Raw genomic sequence first — 15,425 nt, 5'->3', positions numbered from 1 at the left:
AAAAAACTCCTATCGCAATGATAGGAGTTTTTGTTCATTAGAATTTTGCAGCAAGATCTTTTGCTTCTTGTAAACCTTTTTCAACGATTTCTTGCGCTTGATCAGGCGCTGCGTTATGTCCTTCGATGACAACTGTGTGTAAGTCTTGAACACCCCAGAAACCAAGAACTGTTTTCATGAAGTTTAATGACATTTCTAAAGAAGCCATTGGTCCTTCTGAATAAATGCCGCCACGCGCGTTAAGGAGTGCAACTTTTTTGTCGCCCATTAAACCAACTGGTCCTTCTTGTGTGTATTTGAATGTAACGCCTGCACGAGACAGGTAATCAACATAAGTATGAAGCACTGCTGGCACTGTGAAGTTCCAAAGCGGGAATGCGAAAACAACTTTGTCAGCTTTTACAAACTGATTCAGATATTTGTCGGCAATTGCTGCTTGTTTTTTCTCTTCTTCTGTCATTTCCATTCCTTGACCTGCTTTAAATGTTCCGTTAATCATATCTCTTCCGAGGTAAGGAAGGTTTTCTTTATGAAGGTCTAATTCAACCACTTCATCATTAGGGTTATTTTCTTTATAAGCAGCTAAGAAAGCTTCGTAAAGTTTAGTTGAAACGCCTTCTTCAGCTGTACGGTCGCTTGATTTTACAAATAAAACTGTAGACATTTGTATTCCTCCCGGTAAACTTTTTATATTTACTTACAAATAGTATGTTACTTTCTTTTTTACTCAAAGTCAATCACTTTATTTTGAATATGAGATTTTTTTCAAAAAAAAAAAGCAAGTACATCTAATATCGGTGTACTTGCCTGGCATTTTTACTTCGAATCTTGTTCACGATCCAAGATTTCATACGTCTGGGAGCTTTTTTGATCAATTGTTTCTTTGTTGGATAGATCTTTTACCTGTTCGTGAAACGCTCGTTCATATGAAGGAGCATCTGCCTCAAGGTCATCCTCCATATCAGCTTGCGCCTCAACTGTCATTCTCGCATAGGGAACAGCTTCAAGTCTTTCGTAAGGAATGTCTTGGCCCGTTTTTTCACACACGCCGTAAGTTCCTTCTTTCATCTTTTGTAATGCATGGTTAACCTCCTCTAACAGCTCCCGGTCAATCTCTCTCACCGTTTGGTCTGTCATCCGGTCTGTGACGAGCGTACCGTGATCTGCCATATGGTTGTCAACCCCATTGGAAAGCTCCCCCACTTCTTCTGTCATTGATTCTGTTTCCTTTTTCTCTCCAGACAATTCTTTTTGCATATCGAGCAATTTATGATAGAGATGCTGTGTTTGTTCATTTGTCAGTGCCATGTATATCCTCTCCTTTCTATTCTGTTTCCCGTTTTGCTTCCTGTCAAACATGGGAACATGGATGGAAGGATGAGCTACTGCCTTTTTGAACGGATCATGACCGCTGGTGTTGGTGGCGCTTCGGATTTTCGCCGGCACTTTTTGTCTTTCTCTTCTGGCGGCATATAATAGGTTGCGCCTATATTTAATCTGCCGCTCAGTTCATCAATGGTCAGCTCGCCGAATTCGAGATGATAATCAATTTTTTCAACATTCAGCGTTTCAATATGTATATAGGTTTCTTCAGCCTGCTGTTTGCTGCTGTTGTTCTGTTCCTCAAGCCGTGAAAGCCTTTCTTCACATTCACGCAGTTTGTCAAATTCTGATTTCAAACAATGCCTGATCAGGGACCTAAGCATTTTTTTCATGACATCACGACCCTTTGCATACTCCTCTTTCGTCTACATATATAATGTGTATATCCCAAAGAAAGGAGAGGTTTTCATGCTTCCGACTAACATCAATATTGCTCATCTCAAAACTAACACGATAGGCAGCGGCTCATCCCTTACCTTTGGTTCTGCGGAATTAAGGAACAAGTGCTCTGCTATCAAAAGAAATAACGGTTTCGGGGAACAAAATGCAGATTTTGTGGTCATGGTCATTCCGATTGAATCAATTGATGACCGTGACGGGGCAGATGCACTCAGTATGAAAATCAATCATCAATAACAATGGTTTTCGCTTGACCTTCGTCTTTTTGAATGGTGATGTATAGGATTCCGTCTTTAAAAATGGCACTCATCTTTCCATGAAGATGGTCGGAAAGCGGAATTTTCTTTTCAAAACTTCCGTATTTCCCTTCTTTTTGGCGAAAGTCCTGTTCATTAAAATAGGAAAAGCGCTGCCCCTTCACCACTAAATAATCTCCGTACGATAATATGTGAACGTCCTGTTTACGGTAGCCTGGAAGATAAATTAAAAACTGGACTTCCGTAACGGTATCTACTATATCCATGCTTGGAAATGAAGCATCTCCTTTCCCTCGCTGATCTTGCTGCGAAAACGGAAACGGAGATTGGCCATTTGTCATAAAAGGGGTTTTTTGGTCTTCATCAAATACTTGTTTCCAAAAGTCACCGCCGTACATCTGCTGTGCGAATTCCATCCACTGCTTCATCTTTTCGAAATCCATTTGAAGCCCCCTGTCTTAACATACTTTATAACCGCCAGCATACAACTATAGAAAGGAGGTTTGCCTGTGGTTCAACCAACTCCGTATATCAATATTAATATTTTCATGCTGAAAATTAATTCCTTTGAAAATGCTTCAGCGGTTAACGTAGGACAAAATTTATTGGCAGAATGGCAAAATTCAGATAAAAAAAATCAAGGCTACGGACAGAATTTTGGAGATGCGAGCGGATTTATGGGCACGAGAAGCCATGTGGATGACAGAGACCAAATTGATTCTCCAGCCTCTTTTGAAAGTGAAGCGGTTAACTCTTCGATCAAAAGGAAGTGATGAGATGTTCTTTTCACCCTCCGTCGTGAATGTCGGCGGATTTAAAATCAATACGATGGACCGTGGTTCCTCTTTAACACTCGGTCCGTATCAGCAGGTCGATTACTTTTTATCAGCCAAAATAAATCAAGGCTTTGGAGAAGAAAATGGCGACTTTACTCCTCTTGTCGTACCGATTTCAAATGTATTAGATGCAGATCTTATTGATTCGAACTCAGCGAAAAACAGTGTGGTATAACCAGAACAGGGCGCATATGCCCTGTTTTTTTATAAAAAAAAAGCCTAACCATTTTTTGAACGGCTGGCTCATCAAATATTCAGCTGCACAAATGCTTAGTCAGCACCGCCTGAACTTCGCTTAAATCAGTGTCTTTCGCAAATTCTAATTCGAACGTTTTGCTTCTTGTCATCAATAAAAGCCCAGTGTCCGGATCAAACATTCCCGCTTCTTGGATGGCAAAGCTTTCAATTGTTTTATATGGAAGAAATACACGAACCTTCTTTTTGGAAAACATTTTATTGTCAAAGAAAATGATCCGCTTATTTGTAAAGCAAATTTGGTCCACTCGGAGCTTATAAATCGATTCTATTCTTTCCCCTTCAACGAGCAAAGCCTCAAGCTTCTTTGCGTCCGTTGATCTGCTAACAGAAAAAATACCCAATGAAGAACCCCTCTTTCTGCATTTATCTATTTGTTTTATCATTCACTACATAAAAATAAGTCCTTTATCCCTATATAAGAATACGACATAGAAGACATTTAAACCATTACGAACAGATTACATTTTTCAAATTTTTGATTTGTTTTTTGGCTTTTAAGCTGTTGTCATCAAGTAATACGCACATATAGAGAAAAAAGTTTCAATATTCAGCAATGTTTTTACAAAAAAAGTTGTTTTTAATGTTTCTTTTTTTGTTTTATATTTCCTGTTTAATCACAAAAAAACCGCAGCTGAGCTGCGGTTTTATGTATCGACTGCTTTTAACTAGTTTGTCTGATGCTTTAAGGAAACATTACATCTCTTCGAAGTATTCTTTATAGTAGCCGCCCACTTTATTCGTATTGTCGACCACAAAGAGAAACTCCTCTGTTTCATTTTTCACTTCATATTCTTTTCCCGGAGTTAAGACCCGGTTTACGATATATTTTTTTGCGTTTGTCTGCACACACTTTACTTTTTTAATTGTTTCTTTTTCAAGCCAATTTTTATGAATCATGATGAAATCTCCTTTACTTATCTATAAGCTTATTGTAGCTTTTTTCTTTTGTAAATTGCAATATCGGTTATTCATTGATTTTGCCTTGTTTTCTATTATAGAATGTTTGTATACGCTTACGTTTGCAGCAAATATCACAGCTTATTTCTGCTATGCAATCAAGAAATCAATGTGCTATCACCAAGAATCTCAGAACAGACCATAAAAAATGACTGGAGGTTTGTTACGAATGAGTTCTTTAACGATGCAAGTGACGAAAAGGCTGGAGACATTTTTACAGGGAACAAAGAAGCTTTATATTGACGGTAAATTTGTTCCGAGTGCCTCAGGGGCAACCTTTGACACTCCCAACCCGGCGACCGGCGAAACCTTGATGACGCTGTATGAAGCCCAGGCTGCGGATGTGGACAAAGCGGTGAAAGCTGCCCGGAAAGCCTTTGATCAAGGCGAATGGAGAACAATGTCTCCAGCTTCGAGAAGCAGGCTGATGTATAAGCTGGCAGACTTAATGGAAGAGCATAAAACTGAGCTTGCTCAGCTTGAAACACTTGATAATGGGAAACCAATTAATGAAACGACTAATGGAGATATTCCACTGGCTATCGAGCATATGCGTTATTACGCCGGCTGGTGTACAAAAATAACAGGACAGACGATTCCGGTTTCCCGCGCTTATTTTAATTATACGTGTCATGAGCCTGTCGGTGTCGTCGGCCAGATCATTCCATGGAATTTCCCGCTCCTGATGGCGATGTGGAAAATGGGCGCGGCACTTGCAACAGGCTGTACAATCGTCCTCAAACCGGCTGAACAAACACCGCTTTCAGCCCTTTATTTGGCAGAATTAATTGACCAAGCCGGTTTCCCTGCCGGTGTAATCAACATCATCCCAGGATTCGGTGAAGATGCGGGAGAAGCGCTGACGAACCACGAAGCGGTTGATAAAATTGCCTTTACCGGTTCGACTGAAATTGGAAAGAAAATCATGTCCACCGCAGCGAAAAGCATTAAGCGCGTTACATTGGAGCTGGGCGGAAAATCGCCTAATATTCTTCTGCCGGATGCGAATTTGAAAAAAGCAATCCCGGGCGCTTTAAACGGTGTGATGTTTAACCAGGGCCAAGTCTGCTGTGCGGGCTCCCGTGTCTTCATTCATAAAGACCAATATGATGAAGTTGTTGATGAAATGGTGTCCTATGCTGAGTCACTCCGCCAAGGAGCGGGTCTTCATAAAGATACGCAAATCGGGCCTCTCGTAAGTAAGGAACAGCATGAACGCGTTCTTTCCTATATTCAAAAAGGAAAAGATGAAGGAGCAAAAGCAGTGACTGGCGGAAGCTGTCCTTTTGAAGAAGGATATTTTGTCGCACCGACTGTGTTTGCGAATGTTGAAGATGAAATGACCATCGCAAAAGAAGAAATTTTCGGACCCGTGCTGACTGCCATTCCGTACGAAACAGTCGATGAAGTTATTGAACGGGCAAACCATTCAGAATATGGGCTTGCGGCCGGACTGTGGACAGAGAACGTCAAGCAGGCGCACTATATCGCGGACCGCCTTCAAGCCGGAACCATTTGGGTGAACTGCTATAATGTGTTCGACGCGGCATCTCCATTTGGCGGTTATAAACAGTCAGGACTCGGACGAGAAATGGGATCATATGCCTTGAATAATTACACAGAAGTTAAAAGTGTTTGGATAAATCTTGAAGACTAACATGTATGTTTAAAAAACTGCTGCCTGCCAGCAGTTTTTTTCTTTCTGTAATGCCCATAAAAGATGCTGAATATATATGCTTCTGAAGGAGTTGAGCGTGGTGGGCACACTTCAGGAGAAAGTGAAGCGTTTTCAAAAGAAAACCATTACGGAGTTAAGAGACAGGCAAAATGCTGATGGTTCATGGACATTTTGCTTTGAAGGACCAATCATGACAAATTCCTTTTTTATTTTGCTCCTGACCTCCCTAGATGACGGCAAAAATGAAAAAGAACTGATATCAGCACTTGCCGCTGGCATACGTGCAAAACAGCAGCCCGATGGCACATTTATCAATTATCCCGATGAAACTCCCGGAAATCTAACGGCTACCGTCCAAGGATATGTCGGGATGCTGGCTTCTGGCTGTTTTCACAGATCTGACCCACACATGAAAAAAGCCGAACAATTTATCATCTCACATGGAGGTTTGAGACATGTACATTTCATGACAAAATGGATGCTTGCCGCGAACGGGCTTTATCCTTGGCCTGCTTTGTATTTACCATTATCACTTATGGCGCTCCCTCCAACATTGCCGGTTCAATTCTATCAGTTCAGCTCATATGCCCGTATTCATTTTGCTCCTATGGCTGTAACACTCAATCAGCGATTTTTCCTTAATAACCGCAATATTCAATCTCTTCGCCATCTCGATCCGCACATGACAAAAAACCCTTTCACTTGGCTTCGGTCTGATGCTTTTGAAGAAAGAGATCTCACGTCTATTTTGTCACATTGGAAACGCATTTTCCATGCGCCATTTGCGTTCCAGCAGCTGGGCTTACAGACAGCTAAAACGTATATGCTGGACCGGATTGAAAATGACGGAACATTATACAGCTATGCGAGTGCAACCATATTTATGGTTTACAGCCTTCTGTCACTAGGTGTGTCGCGCTACTCCCCTGTTATCAGCAGGGCGATTAACGGTATCAAATCACTGATGACTAAATGCAACGGGATTCCTTATCTAGAAAACTCTACTTCAACTGTTTGGGATACAGCTCTAATCAGCTATGCTCTTCAAAAAAATGGTGTGACCGAAACGGATGGTTCTGTTACAAAAGCAGCCGACTTTTTGCTAGAACGCCAGCATACCAAAATAGCAGATTGGTCTGTCAAAAATCCAAATTCAATTCCCGGCGGCTGGGGATTTTCAAACATTAATACAAATAACCCTGACTGTGACGACACTGCAGCTGTTTTAAAAGCGATTCCCCGCAATTATTCTCCTGCAGCTTGGGAACGAGGGGTGTCTTGGCTTTTATCGATGCAAAACAATGATGGCGGATTTTCTGCTTTTGAAAAAAATGTGAACCATCCACTGATTCGCCATCTGCCTCTTGAATCCGCCGAGGACGCTGCAGTTGACCCTTCAACCGCCGACCTCACCGGACGTGTACTGCATTTTTTAGGCGAGAAAGTTGGCTTCACAGAAAAACATCAGCATATTCAACGCGCAGTGAAGTGGCTTTTCCAGCATCAGGAACAAAATGGGTCATGGTACGGGAGATGGGGTGTTTGCTACATTTACGGCACCTGGGCTGCTCTTACGGGTATGAATGCATGCGGGGTTGACCGAAAGCACCCCGCTATACAAAAGGCTCTGCGTTGGCTCAAATCCATACAAAATGATGACGGGAGCTGGGGAGAATCTTGCAAAAGCGCCGAAATCAAAACATACGTACCGCTTCAAAGAGGAACCATTGTACAAACGGCCTGGGCTTTAGACGCTTTGCTCACATATGAAAATCCCGAACATCCGTCTGTTGTGAAAGGCATGCACTACCTTACTGACAGCAGTTCATACAGCGCCGATAGCCTCGTGTATCCAGCAGGAATCGGATTGCCAAAGCAATTTTATATTCGCTATCACAGTTATACATATGTATTCTCTTTGCTGGCTGTCGGGAAATATTTAGATTCTATTGAAAAGGAGACAGCAAATGAAACGTGAATCTTATCAAACGGAGATGTTCAATTGGTGTGAAGCACTGAAAGACCAGATTCAAAAGCGGGGACAGCTTGACAAGTTTGAAGATCAAATCGACAAGATGATTGAGGCTCTGGAAGATGACCAAACAACAGAAGAAGATTGGTATAAGCAGGCAGCTGCCCTTTACCGGGATATTACAGAATCAGATGATACAAATGAAAGACGCGCTTATGTCCCTATAGGGAAACATGTGCTGCCAAAGCTTCCATACAAATATTCCGCCTTAGAACCTTATATTTCACGCGATATTATGGTCCTTCATCATACAAAACATCATCAAAGCTATGTCGATGGCCTGAACAAAGCAGAATTGGAGCTTAAAAAAGCGAGGGCGACAAAGAATTTTGACTTGATCACTCATTGGGAAAGAGAGCTTGCGTTCCATGGAGCAGGCCATTATTTGCACAGTATTTTCTGGTTTTCCATGCATCCAAACGGAAAGCGGCGCCCTACAGGGGCATTGTTTCAAATGATTGACCTTTCATTTGGAAGCTATTCCGCTTTTAAAGAACATTTTACCCAAGCCGCTAAAAAAGTGGAAGGTGTCGGCTGGGCCATTCTGGTCTGGGCACCTCGATCAGGACGGCTGGAGATTTTAACAGCAGAAAAACACCAGCTCTTCAGCCAGTGGGATGTGATCCCTCTTTTACCGCTTGACGTATGGGAGCATGCCTACTATTTGCAATATAAAAATGACCGGGCCAGCTATGTCGATCACTGGTGGAATGTCGTGGATTGGCGCGAGGCAGAAAAACGTTTTGAGCAGGCAAAAGAAGTCGTTTGGAAACTCTATTAAAAAAAGCCCCCTTTCCCCGGGGGCTTCGTGTGTTTAAAAAATGCCTATCACATGCAAAAACACGATGATGATGGCAACAGGAGATAGATAACGAATAAGCAGCAGCCAAACCGCAAACCACTTCCGTTTGAGGCTGGAACCGCTTTTCAGCTCGTCAAACAAATCCTGTTTCGGTATTTTAAGCGGGACAAAAATCGAGATCAATAACGCGCCTAACGGCATTAAAATATTGCTCACAAGATAGTCGGCCGCATCAAAAATGGATAAGTGAAATATAGAAACGTCACTTAAGACACCGTATGATAGTGCAGACGGCACACCGACAATAAATATAGCGATTCCGCCTAACCAAGCGAATCGTTTTCTCTTATTGACATCACCTTTTGAAAGCACTGCGACCAAAATTTCCAGCATTGAAAAAGCAGATGTCAATGCAGCAAATAAAAATAGAATTAAAAATGCTAATAAAAAGATAATTCCGAACGGCATTTGATTAAATATAGTTGGCAGCACGTTAAATAACAGAATCGGTCCTTGGTCTGGCTTGAGACCAAATGAAAATACAGCTGGAAAAATCGCAATCCCTGCCATAACTGCAACAAGTACGTTCAATACAGTTACTGATACAGCGGACTGCACAAGATTTTCCTGTTTCCCTAAATAAGAGCTGTACGTAACCATAACAGATACACCGACACTTAATAAGAAAAAGGACTGGCCCATCGCATACAAAATGGTATTAGCGTCAATCGCTGAAAAATCAGGCATCAGGAAAAACTTGAGCCCTTCCATCGCACCGTCAAGGGTAACAGAACGCACCATTAAAATAATAAATAATATAAATAGCGCCGGCATTAATACTTGGCTAGCCTTTTCAATTCCGCTGCTAACTCCTTTTGCAACAACCAAAATGGTCACTGCCATAAAGAGCAACTGGCCTCCTACAGCCAAATAAGGATTTGAAATGGTACTTGCAAATATCGTATCAAAACCAGATGTTTGTGACAAACCGCCAGTGAAGCCTTTTATAATATAAATTAAAATCCACCCGCCGACGACACTGTAGAAGGAGAGAAGAATAAAGCATGTCACCATGCCTAAATATCCGATCCAATGCCACTTTGTTCCTGGAGCAAGTGTTTTATAGGACTGAACGGCATCTTTCTGCGTTTTTCTGCCTATGATGAATTCACCTAACAATAAAGGCAGTCCGATTAAAACCGTAAATAAAATAAAAATAAGTAAAAATGCGCCTCCTCCGCTGGTTCCAGCTACATATGGGAATTTCCAAATCGCGCCAAGCCCAATAGCTGATCCTGCCGCGGCTAAAATAAAGCCGATCTTCGAAGACCATTGATTCGCTTCCTTCACCCTATCACTCCTATTTTGTCTAACCATTATAAAGGTTCATTGTAAGAATATCTTCCTATATAGTCAAGAACATTTTGATTAGTTTACATAATAAATTTATCGACTATTATTCGGCGATTGATATTGAATTATTCAGAAAATTAATTATAATAAGAGAATGTTTAAAAATCTGTGAGAATTTCTGCTGAAGTTCTTGATGAATGTGTTAGGAGTGTTTTTATGGACATCATTAGAAAAATAAGCCATTTTGCGGGACAAACCTTTGGCATATGGGTCATTGTGTTTGCCGTGCTGGGATTTTCCTTCCCGTCTTTTTTTACGTGGATCAGTTCTCATATTACGATTTTTCTTGGTATTATCATGTTTGGGATGGGACTTACACTGCAAGCCGATGATTTCAAAGAGCTGCTCAGAAAACCTTGGCATGTCATTATTGGGGTGATTGCTCAGTATACCATCATGCCGCTCGTTGCTTTCGGGCTTTCAATTGGACTGCATCTTCCGGCTGAAATCGCAGTAGGTGTTATTCTTGTCGGCTGCTGTCCAGGGGGAACTGCTTCTAATGTCATGACATTTTTAGCAAAAGGAAATACGGCCCTTTCTGTTGCTGTTACAACAATATCTACCTTGTTGGCACCCGTTTTAACTCCAGTTTTGATTATGCTGTTTGCCAAGGAATGGCTTCCTGTCTCGCCAGGATCTTTATTTCTTTCAATCTTACAAGCGGTTTTATTTCCAATCATTGCAGGTGTGATCGTCAAAATGTTTTTCAGAAAACAAGTTGCGAAAGCCGTACATGCCCTTCCGCTTGTTTCTGTCATTGGCATCGTAGCGATTGTCTCAGCTGTCGTCAGCGGCAACCGGGAAAATCTGCTTCAATCAGGGTTGCTGATTTTTTCAGTTGTTATCCTGCATAATGGTATCGGTTATTTGCTTGGATTTATGGGCGCAAAGCTTTTAAAAATGGATTACCCTTCTCAAAAAGCGATTGCAATCGAAGTCGGCATGCAAAACTCAGGACTTGGGGCTGCACTTGCCACGGCCCATTTCTCACCGCTATCTGCCGTACCAAGCGCAATATTCAGTGTGTGGCATAACCTTTCAGGTTCTATGCTTGCAACATATTGGTCTAAAAAAGTGAAAAAGAAACAAGCAGGATCCAAAAGCAGCAATCTATCACTTTAAATATCATCAAAAAAGGTACATCACGATAAAGTGATGTACCTTTTTTTATTATCCTTCTAATAAAAGCTGTTCAGGATCTTCCAGTAAATTTTTGATTGTCACAAGGAAGCCAACCGCTTCTTTACCGTCTACAATCCGGTGATCATAAGATAAAGCGAGATACATCATCGGACGGTTTTCGAAACGTTCTTCATCAATTGCTACTGGGCGCAGCTGAATCTTATGCATGCCCAGTATACCGACTTGAGGGCTGTTTAAGATCGGAGTTGACATCAGTGAACCGAAAGTCCCTCCGTTTGTAATCGTAAAGGAACCTCCCTGAAGCTCGCTAAGGGTTAATTTATTGTTTCTTGCTTTCTTCGCCAGCTCGCCGATCTCTTTTTCGATTCCTGCAAATGTCAGGCGGTCCGCATCACGTACTACCGGAACAACAAGGCCTTCATCAGCCGCAACAGCGATACCGATATCATAGAATTTCTTAACGATCAACTCATCGCCCTGAATTTCCGCATTCAACAGTGGATATTTTTTCAATGCAGCGACGACCGCTTTCGTGAAGAAAGACATAAAGCCGAGCTTCACTTCGTTTTGCTCAAAGAATTGATCTTTGCGGCGTTTTCTGAGATTCATGACAGCCGTCATGTCCACTTCATTAAATGTAGTCAGCATCGCCGATGTTTGCTGCACCTCTACAAGGCGTTTTGCAATCGTTTGTCTGCGGCGTGACATTTTTTGCACTTCGACAGGTTTGTCAAAGCTTTGCTGTGCTTTTTGAGCCTGAGGCTGCTGTTTTTGCTGAGGAGCAGGTTTTGATGCTGGTTTTTCATACGCTTCGACATCCTGCTTGCGCACTCTTCCAAACGGATCTCCAGTTGGAACTTGAGACAGGTCAATTCCTTTTTCTCTCGCCAGCTTACGGGCTGACGGAGAAGCGACCGTTCTTGATTTTGCTTCAGATTGCGCTTCCTCACTCACCTCTTGTGCAGCTGGTTCAGCCTGTTTCTCTTCTTTCACGCTTTCCTTGCTTTCTGCTTTCTCTGTAGGAGCAGGGGCAGAACTTTCACCCGCGCCTTCTGAAATCGTACCGATAATTTCTCCGACCTGGACGGTATCACCCGAATCTTTCAATACCTCTTGAAGTACACCCGATTCTTCTGCTGTCAATTCAACATTCACTTTATCCGTTTCTAGTTCAAGCAGATATTCACCCTGTTCTACATAGTCACCAGGCTGCTTTAACCATTGGGCTATTGTTCCTTCTGAGATTGATTCTGCTAATTCAGGTACCTTAATTTCCGCCATTTTTTCATTTCCCCCTTAGTTTTTGCGAGTCAAGCTATCAGATACAATACGTTCCTGTTCTTTTTTATGAACTGTCGGATCTCCCTCTGCAGGGCTGGATCGTCTTCTTCGTCCAATATATTGAACGCTTACTCCCTCTGGTGCAATCTCTGTCAAATACGGGCTGATATAACTCCAAGCTCCCATGTTCTGCGGCTCTTCCTGCACCCATACGATTTCTTTCAGGTTCGGAAGTTTTGCAAATAATTCTTTGACTCCTTTTGCCGGGAATGGATACAGCTGTTCAATTCTCGCAATGTGAAGCCACTCTTTACCGTCTTCTAGCTTATTAAAATGATCACTGATGTCTATTGACACTTTACCGCTGGATAACACAAGTCTGGTTACTTTTTCATAGTTATGAGAAAGTCCCGACTGTTCATAAACAGGCTGGAAGCGGCTTTCGCTTAGCTCCTGCACTTCCGACACTGTATTTGGGTTGCGAAGAAGGCTTTTCGGCGTCATAATGACGAGCGGTCTGATTTCTTCACGAAGCAGCATTTTAGCCTGTCTTCTTAAAATATGGAAATACTGTGCCGCGCTTGTCAGGTTGGCAACCGTCCAGTTGTTCTCCGCGGCAAGCTGCAGGAACCGCTCGATTCTTCCGCTTGAATGCTCAGGCCCCTGTCCCTCGTAACCGTGCGGAAGCAGCATGACTAATCCGGATTTTTGGCCCCATTTTGCGCGTCCGGCAGAAATAAATTGGTCAAAATACACTTGAGCAGCGTTGGCAAAATCTCCGTACTGCGCTTCCCATAACACAAGCGTTTCTGGTGAATGAACGTTATAGCCGTATTCAAACCCGAGAACTGATCCTTCCGACAGCGGGCTGTTATGAACGGCAAATGATGTGCTGCAGTCAGATAAGTGATGAAGCGGCACAAATTCTTCGCCCGTCTCACTGTCATGAAGCACAAGGTTTCTTTGGGCAAACGTTCCGCGCTCGGAATCCTGTCCTGTTAAACGAATCGGTGTTCCGTCTTTCAAAATTGAAGCAAACGCAAGTGATTCTGCTAAAGACCATTCCACTTTTCTGTCATCATCAAACGCCTTGGCGCGTCTTTCTAAAATGCGCTTTAGCTTGCCGAAAACATTAAATGACTCCGGCCAGTTGATCAATTCGCCATTCAGCTTGCGAAGCACATCAAAATCAATCGATGTGTCCACATCTGGGAAACCGTTTGATACAGGCTCTGGAAGTTCAATTTCACAGGCGATATGTTCCTTTTTAGACGGTACTTTCTGATAAGCGTCCTCAATGCGCTTCGTTACCGATTTTTCGATATTTTGAACGACTTCCTCGGTAAGCACACCTTCTTTTACGAGTTTTTCAGCGAAAATTTGTTTGACGGTCGGATGCTTTCTGACAGCATCATACAGCATTGGCTGAGTGGTTGACGGCTCATCCATTTCGTTGTGTCCATAGCGTCTGTACCCGATCAAGTCAATCAGGAAATCCTTGTTGAATGTTTTTCGGTATTCGACTGCAAACTTCACAGCAGAAAGACAAGCTTCTGGGTCATCCGCATTTACGTGAACAATCGGAATTTCATAGCCCTTTGCCAAGTCGCTGGCATATTTTGTCGATCTTGATTCAGCGCTTTCTGTTGTGAATCCGATCATGTTATTGGCGATAATATGAATTGCACCGCCTACTTGATACCCTTTTAAGGAGCTTAAATTCAATGTTTCAGCGACGATTCCTTCCCCAGGGAATGCAGCGTCTCCATGAATTAAAATGGCAAGCGATTTTGTTTCGTCTTGCACCGGATATCCGCTTTGTGTTCGCGTTTCCTGTGCCGCTCTTGTGCTGCCTTCAACAATTGGATTGATAAATTCCAAGTGGCTCGGGTTGTTTGCTAACGTAATTCGCGCTGATTTTGTTTCAGCGTCTTGAAGCTCCCGATTCGCCCCCAAATGGTATTTGACATCCCCTGTCCAGCCGTAGCTGATTCCAATTGATCCCTCAGACGGAACAAGATCTTTGTTCGGTGCATGCTGGAATTCGGAGAAGATGATTTCATACGGCTTGCCAAGCACATGTGCCAAGACATTCAGGCGTCCCCTATGCGCCATCCCGATGTTGACGCTTGTCGTTCCTGATTTGACAGATTGTGCAATAATGTCATCAAGCACTGGAACAAGAGCGTCCAGACCCTCAATGGAAAAGCGCTTCTGTCCGACGAATGTGCGGTGCAAAAACTGCTCGAAGCCCTCTACTTCTGTCAGTCTTTCCAACACAGCTGACAGCTTTTCATCTGAGTTCTTCTGGAACAGCTCGCCAGATTCAATCATCTTTGTCAGCCATTCGCGCTCTTTGAAGTCATGCACATGGTCAAATTCAAATGAGATGGTTCTTTTATACGTATTTCGTAAATACTGAATGGCTTCTAAACCGTTCGTAATGTTTTTAGGAGCGTCTTTACAGATGACTGACGCAGGTATTGCTTTTATTTCCTCTTCTGTTAGCCCGTAATCGGATAATGGAAAAAGTTCACTCTTTTTCCCATCCTTTCTGAGCGGATTGACGGAAGCGTTTAAATGGCCATAGGTTCGGATATCTTCTGCAAGTCTGACTGCGGATGCGATCTTTTGAATCAGATCGACTGTAACACGTCCCTTTTCTTTTGTTCCCGAGGCCTCTTTTAACTCGCTTGGCGGAGCACCGAGCTCGTCGAACATTTCCTTCAAATCCGGACTAATGCTGTCCGGATCCTGGGTATATTGATCGTAAAGCTCCAGCGCATAGCCGAGGTTCGGACCGTAAAAATCTTCCCAATTCATTCTTTGTTTCATACTATTTTGAAACATTTGAATATTACCCCCAACTTAGATAATCAAGTGATTGATTCACTATCTTGAAATAACTTTCGAACGCTGTGTCCAAAATTATGTAATAAAAACGCTTCCAACGATATTTTACCACTGTTTGCAATTTGATTCTACC

16 protein-coding genes are annotated in these 15,425 nt (G+C 42.6%); 7 read left to right on the top strand and 9 right to left on the bottom strand.

The genetic code is table 11. The features are described from left to right. Window positions 1-37: 37 nt before the first annotated feature. From azoJ to QA442_RS12165, 3 genes are all read right to left on the bottom strand, one after another. On the bottom strand, window positions 38-664 hold the full coding sequence (gene azoJ / locus QA442_RS12175; RefSeq protein WP_014664261.1) for an FMN-dependent NADH-azoreductase AzoJ: 627 nt from the start codon (window positions 662-664) through the stop codon (window positions 38-40). Window positions 665-816: 152 nt separating this feature from the next. Then, complete coding sequence (locus QA442_RS12170) at window positions 817-1,308, bottom strand: TraR/DksA family transcriptional regulator (RefSeq protein WP_014664262.1); 492 nt, start codon at window positions 1,306-1,308, stop codon at window positions 817-819. Between the two features lie 74 nt (window positions 1,309-1,382). Next, window positions 1,383-1,715, bottom strand: a complete 333-nt coding sequence (locus QA442_RS12165; protein WP_095431583.1) for a hypothetical protein — start codon at window positions 1,713-1,715, stop codon at window positions 1,383-1,385. 76 nt (window positions 1,716-1,791) lie between these two features. On the opposite strand from QA442_RS12165, the gene QA442_RS12160 reads away from it, so the two are divergent. Next, complete coding sequence (locus QA442_RS12160; RefSeq protein WP_014664264.1) at window positions 1,792-2,019, top strand: hypothetical protein; 228 nt, start codon at window positions 1,792-1,794, stop codon at window positions 2,017-2,019. On the opposite strand, the gene yocM is transcribed toward QA442_RS12160, so the two are convergent. After that, a complete protein-coding gene (gene yocM / locus QA442_RS12155) occupies window positions 2,006-2,482 on the bottom strand; it encodes a salt stress-responsive protein YocM (RefSeq protein ID WP_014664265.1) in 477 nt (158 codons plus the stop codon). The two genes, QA442_RS12160 and yocM, sit on opposite strands and share 14 nt — an antisense overlap. Before the next feature lie 66 nt (window positions 2,483-2,548). Here yocM and QA442_RS12150 point away from each other — a divergent pair, with 66 nt between their 5' ends. Further along, window positions 2,549-2,812 (top strand): hypothetical protein, encoded by a 264-nt coding sequence (locus tag QA442_RS12150; RefSeq protein WP_004399338.1) that lies wholly within the window; start codon window positions 2,549-2,551, stop codon window positions 2,810-2,812. Window positions 2,813-2,816: 4 nt separating this feature from the next. Further along, window positions 2,817-3,050 carry a hypothetical protein gene (locus QA442_RS12145; RefSeq protein ID WP_014664266.1) on the top strand — a complete coding sequence of 78 codons (234 nt, stop codon included), beginning with the start codon at window positions 2,817-2,819 and terminating at the stop codon, window positions 3,048-3,050. Between the two features lie 79 nt (window positions 3,051-3,129). Here QA442_RS12145 and QA442_RS12140 read toward each other — a convergent pair whose 3' ends face one another. Both QA442_RS12140 and QA442_RS12135 read right to left on the bottom strand, forming a co-directional pair. Further along, complete coding sequence (locus QA442_RS12140) at window positions 3,130-3,474, bottom strand: PH domain-containing protein (protein ID WP_003220141.1); 345 nt, start codon at window positions 3,472-3,474, stop codon at window positions 3,130-3,132. A 352-nt stretch (window positions 3,475-3,826) separates the two neighbouring features. Continuing rightward, window positions 3,827-4,030, bottom strand: a complete 204-nt coding sequence (locus QA442_RS12135; protein WP_003231245.1) for a DUF6501 family protein — start codon at window positions 4,028-4,030, stop codon at window positions 3,827-3,829. Window positions 4,031-4,259: 229 nt separating this feature from the next. On the opposite strand from QA442_RS12135, the gene dhaS reads away from it, so the two are divergent. From dhaS to QA442_RS12120, 3 genes are all read left to right on the top strand, one after another. Further along, the gene (gene dhaS / locus QA442_RS12130) at window positions 4,260-5,747 is read left to right on the top strand and encodes an aldehyde dehydrogenase DhaS (RefSeq protein WP_095431582.1); all 1,488 of its coding nucleotides are present in this window, start codon (window positions 4,260-4,262) and stop codon (window positions 5,745-5,747) included. A gap of 100 nt (window positions 5,748-5,847) precedes the next feature. Continuing rightward, a complete protein-coding gene (gene sqhC, locus QA442_RS12125; protein ID WP_095431581.1) occupies window positions 5,848-7,746 on the top strand; it encodes a sporulenol synthase in 1,899 nt (632 codons plus the stop codon). Beyond that, on the top strand, window positions 7,736-8,581 hold the full coding sequence (locus QA442_RS12120; RefSeq protein ID WP_095431580.1) for a superoxide dismutase: 846 nt from the start codon (window positions 7,736-7,738) through the stop codon (window positions 8,579-8,581). The genes sqhC and QA442_RS12120 overlap by 11 nt, the downstream gene beginning before the upstream one ends. A 33-nt stretch (window positions 8,582-8,614) precedes the next feature. Here the strand turns inward: QA442_RS12120 and QA442_RS12115 are convergent, their stop codons facing one another. Continuing rightward, on the bottom strand, window positions 8,615-9,952 hold the full coding sequence (locus QA442_RS12115; RefSeq protein WP_040082893.1) for a sodium-dependent transporter: 1,338 nt from the start codon (window positions 9,950-9,952) through the stop codon (window positions 8,615-8,617). Window positions 9,953-10,171: 219 nt separating this feature from the next. Here QA442_RS12115 and QA442_RS12110 point away from each other — a divergent pair, with 219 nt between their 5' ends. Beyond that, window positions 10,172-11,137 carry a bile acid:sodium symporter family transporter gene (locus QA442_RS12110; RefSeq protein ID WP_279473063.1) on the top strand — a complete coding sequence of 322 codons (966 nt, stop codon included), beginning with the start codon at window positions 10,172-10,174 and terminating at the stop codon, window positions 11,135-11,137. A gap of 48 nt (window positions 11,138-11,185) precedes the next feature. Here QA442_RS12110 and odhB read toward each other — a convergent pair whose 3' ends face one another. Together odhB and sucA are read right to left on the bottom strand one after the other, a co-directional pair. Further along, on the bottom strand, window positions 11,186-12,439 hold the full coding sequence (odhB, locus tag QA442_RS12105; protein ID WP_069149725.1) for a 2-oxoglutarate dehydrogenase complex dihydrolipoyllysine-residue succinyltransferase: 1,254 nt from the start codon (window positions 12,437-12,439) through the stop codon (window positions 11,186-11,188). Window positions 12,440-12,454: 15 nt separating this feature from the next. Further along, complete coding sequence (gene sucA / locus QA442_RS12100; protein WP_095431579.1) at window positions 12,455-15,289, bottom strand: 2-oxoglutarate dehydrogenase E1 component; 2,835 nt, start codon at window positions 15,287-15,289, stop codon at window positions 12,455-12,457. Between the last annotated feature and the right edge of the window lie 136 nt (window positions 15,290-15,425).

This window comes from Bacillus stercoris (genome assembly GCF_029772985.1).
GTDB lineage: Bacteria > Bacillota > Bacilli > Bacillales > Bacillaceae > Bacillus > Bacillus stercoris.
The sequence above is the reverse complement of the archived record's forward strand: the minus strand, read 5'-3'. Positions and strand labels throughout refer to the sequence as shown.

Bases quoted from the DNA above. Each gene is read 5' to 3' on its own strand.
- QA442_RS12165 (WP_095431583.1), bottom strand. From the start codon at position 1,715: ATGAAAAAAATGCTTAGGTCCCTGATCAGGCATTGTTTGAAATCAGAA.
- odhB (WP_069149725.1), bottom strand. From the start codon at position 12,439: ATGGCGGAAATTAAGGTACCTGAATTAGCAGAATCAATCTCAGAAGGA.
- QA442_RS12120 (WP_095431580.1), top strand. From the start codon at position 7,736: ATGAAACGTGAATCTTATCAAACGGAGATGTTCAATTGGTGTGAAGCA.
- QA442_RS12160 (WP_014664264.1), top strand. From the start codon at position 1,792: ATGCTTCCGACTAACATCAATATTGCTCATCTCAAAACTAACACGATA.
- QA442_RS12145 (WP_014664266.1), top strand. From the start codon at position 2,817: ATGTTCTTTTCACCCTCCGTCGTGAATGTCGGCGGATTTAAAATCAAT.
- yocM (WP_014664265.1), bottom strand. From the start codon at position 2,482: ATGGATTTCGAAAAGATGAAGCAGTGGATGGAATTCGCACAGCAGATG.
- QA442_RS12170 (WP_014664262.1), bottom strand. From the start codon at position 1,308: ATGGCACTGACAAATGAACAAACACAGCATCTCTATCATAAATTGCTC.
- QA442_RS12135 (WP_003231245.1), bottom strand. From the start codon at position 4,030: ATGATTCATAAAAATTGGCTTGAAAAAGAAACAATTAAAAAAGTAAAG.
- dhaS (WP_095431582.1), top strand. From the start codon at position 4,260: ATGAGTTCTTTAACGATGCAAGTGACGAAAAGGCTGGAGACATTTTTA.
- sucA (WP_095431579.1), bottom strand. From the start codon at position 15,289: ATGTTTCAAAATAGTATGAAACAAAGAATGAATTGGGAAGATTTTTAC.
- QA442_RS12110 (WP_279473063.1), top strand. From the start codon at position 10,172: ATGGACATCATTAGAAAAATAAGCCATTTTGCGGGACAAACCTTTGGC.
- azoJ (WP_014664261.1), bottom strand. From the start codon at position 664: ATGTCTACAGTTTTATTTGTAAAATCAAGCGACCGTACAGCTGAAGAA.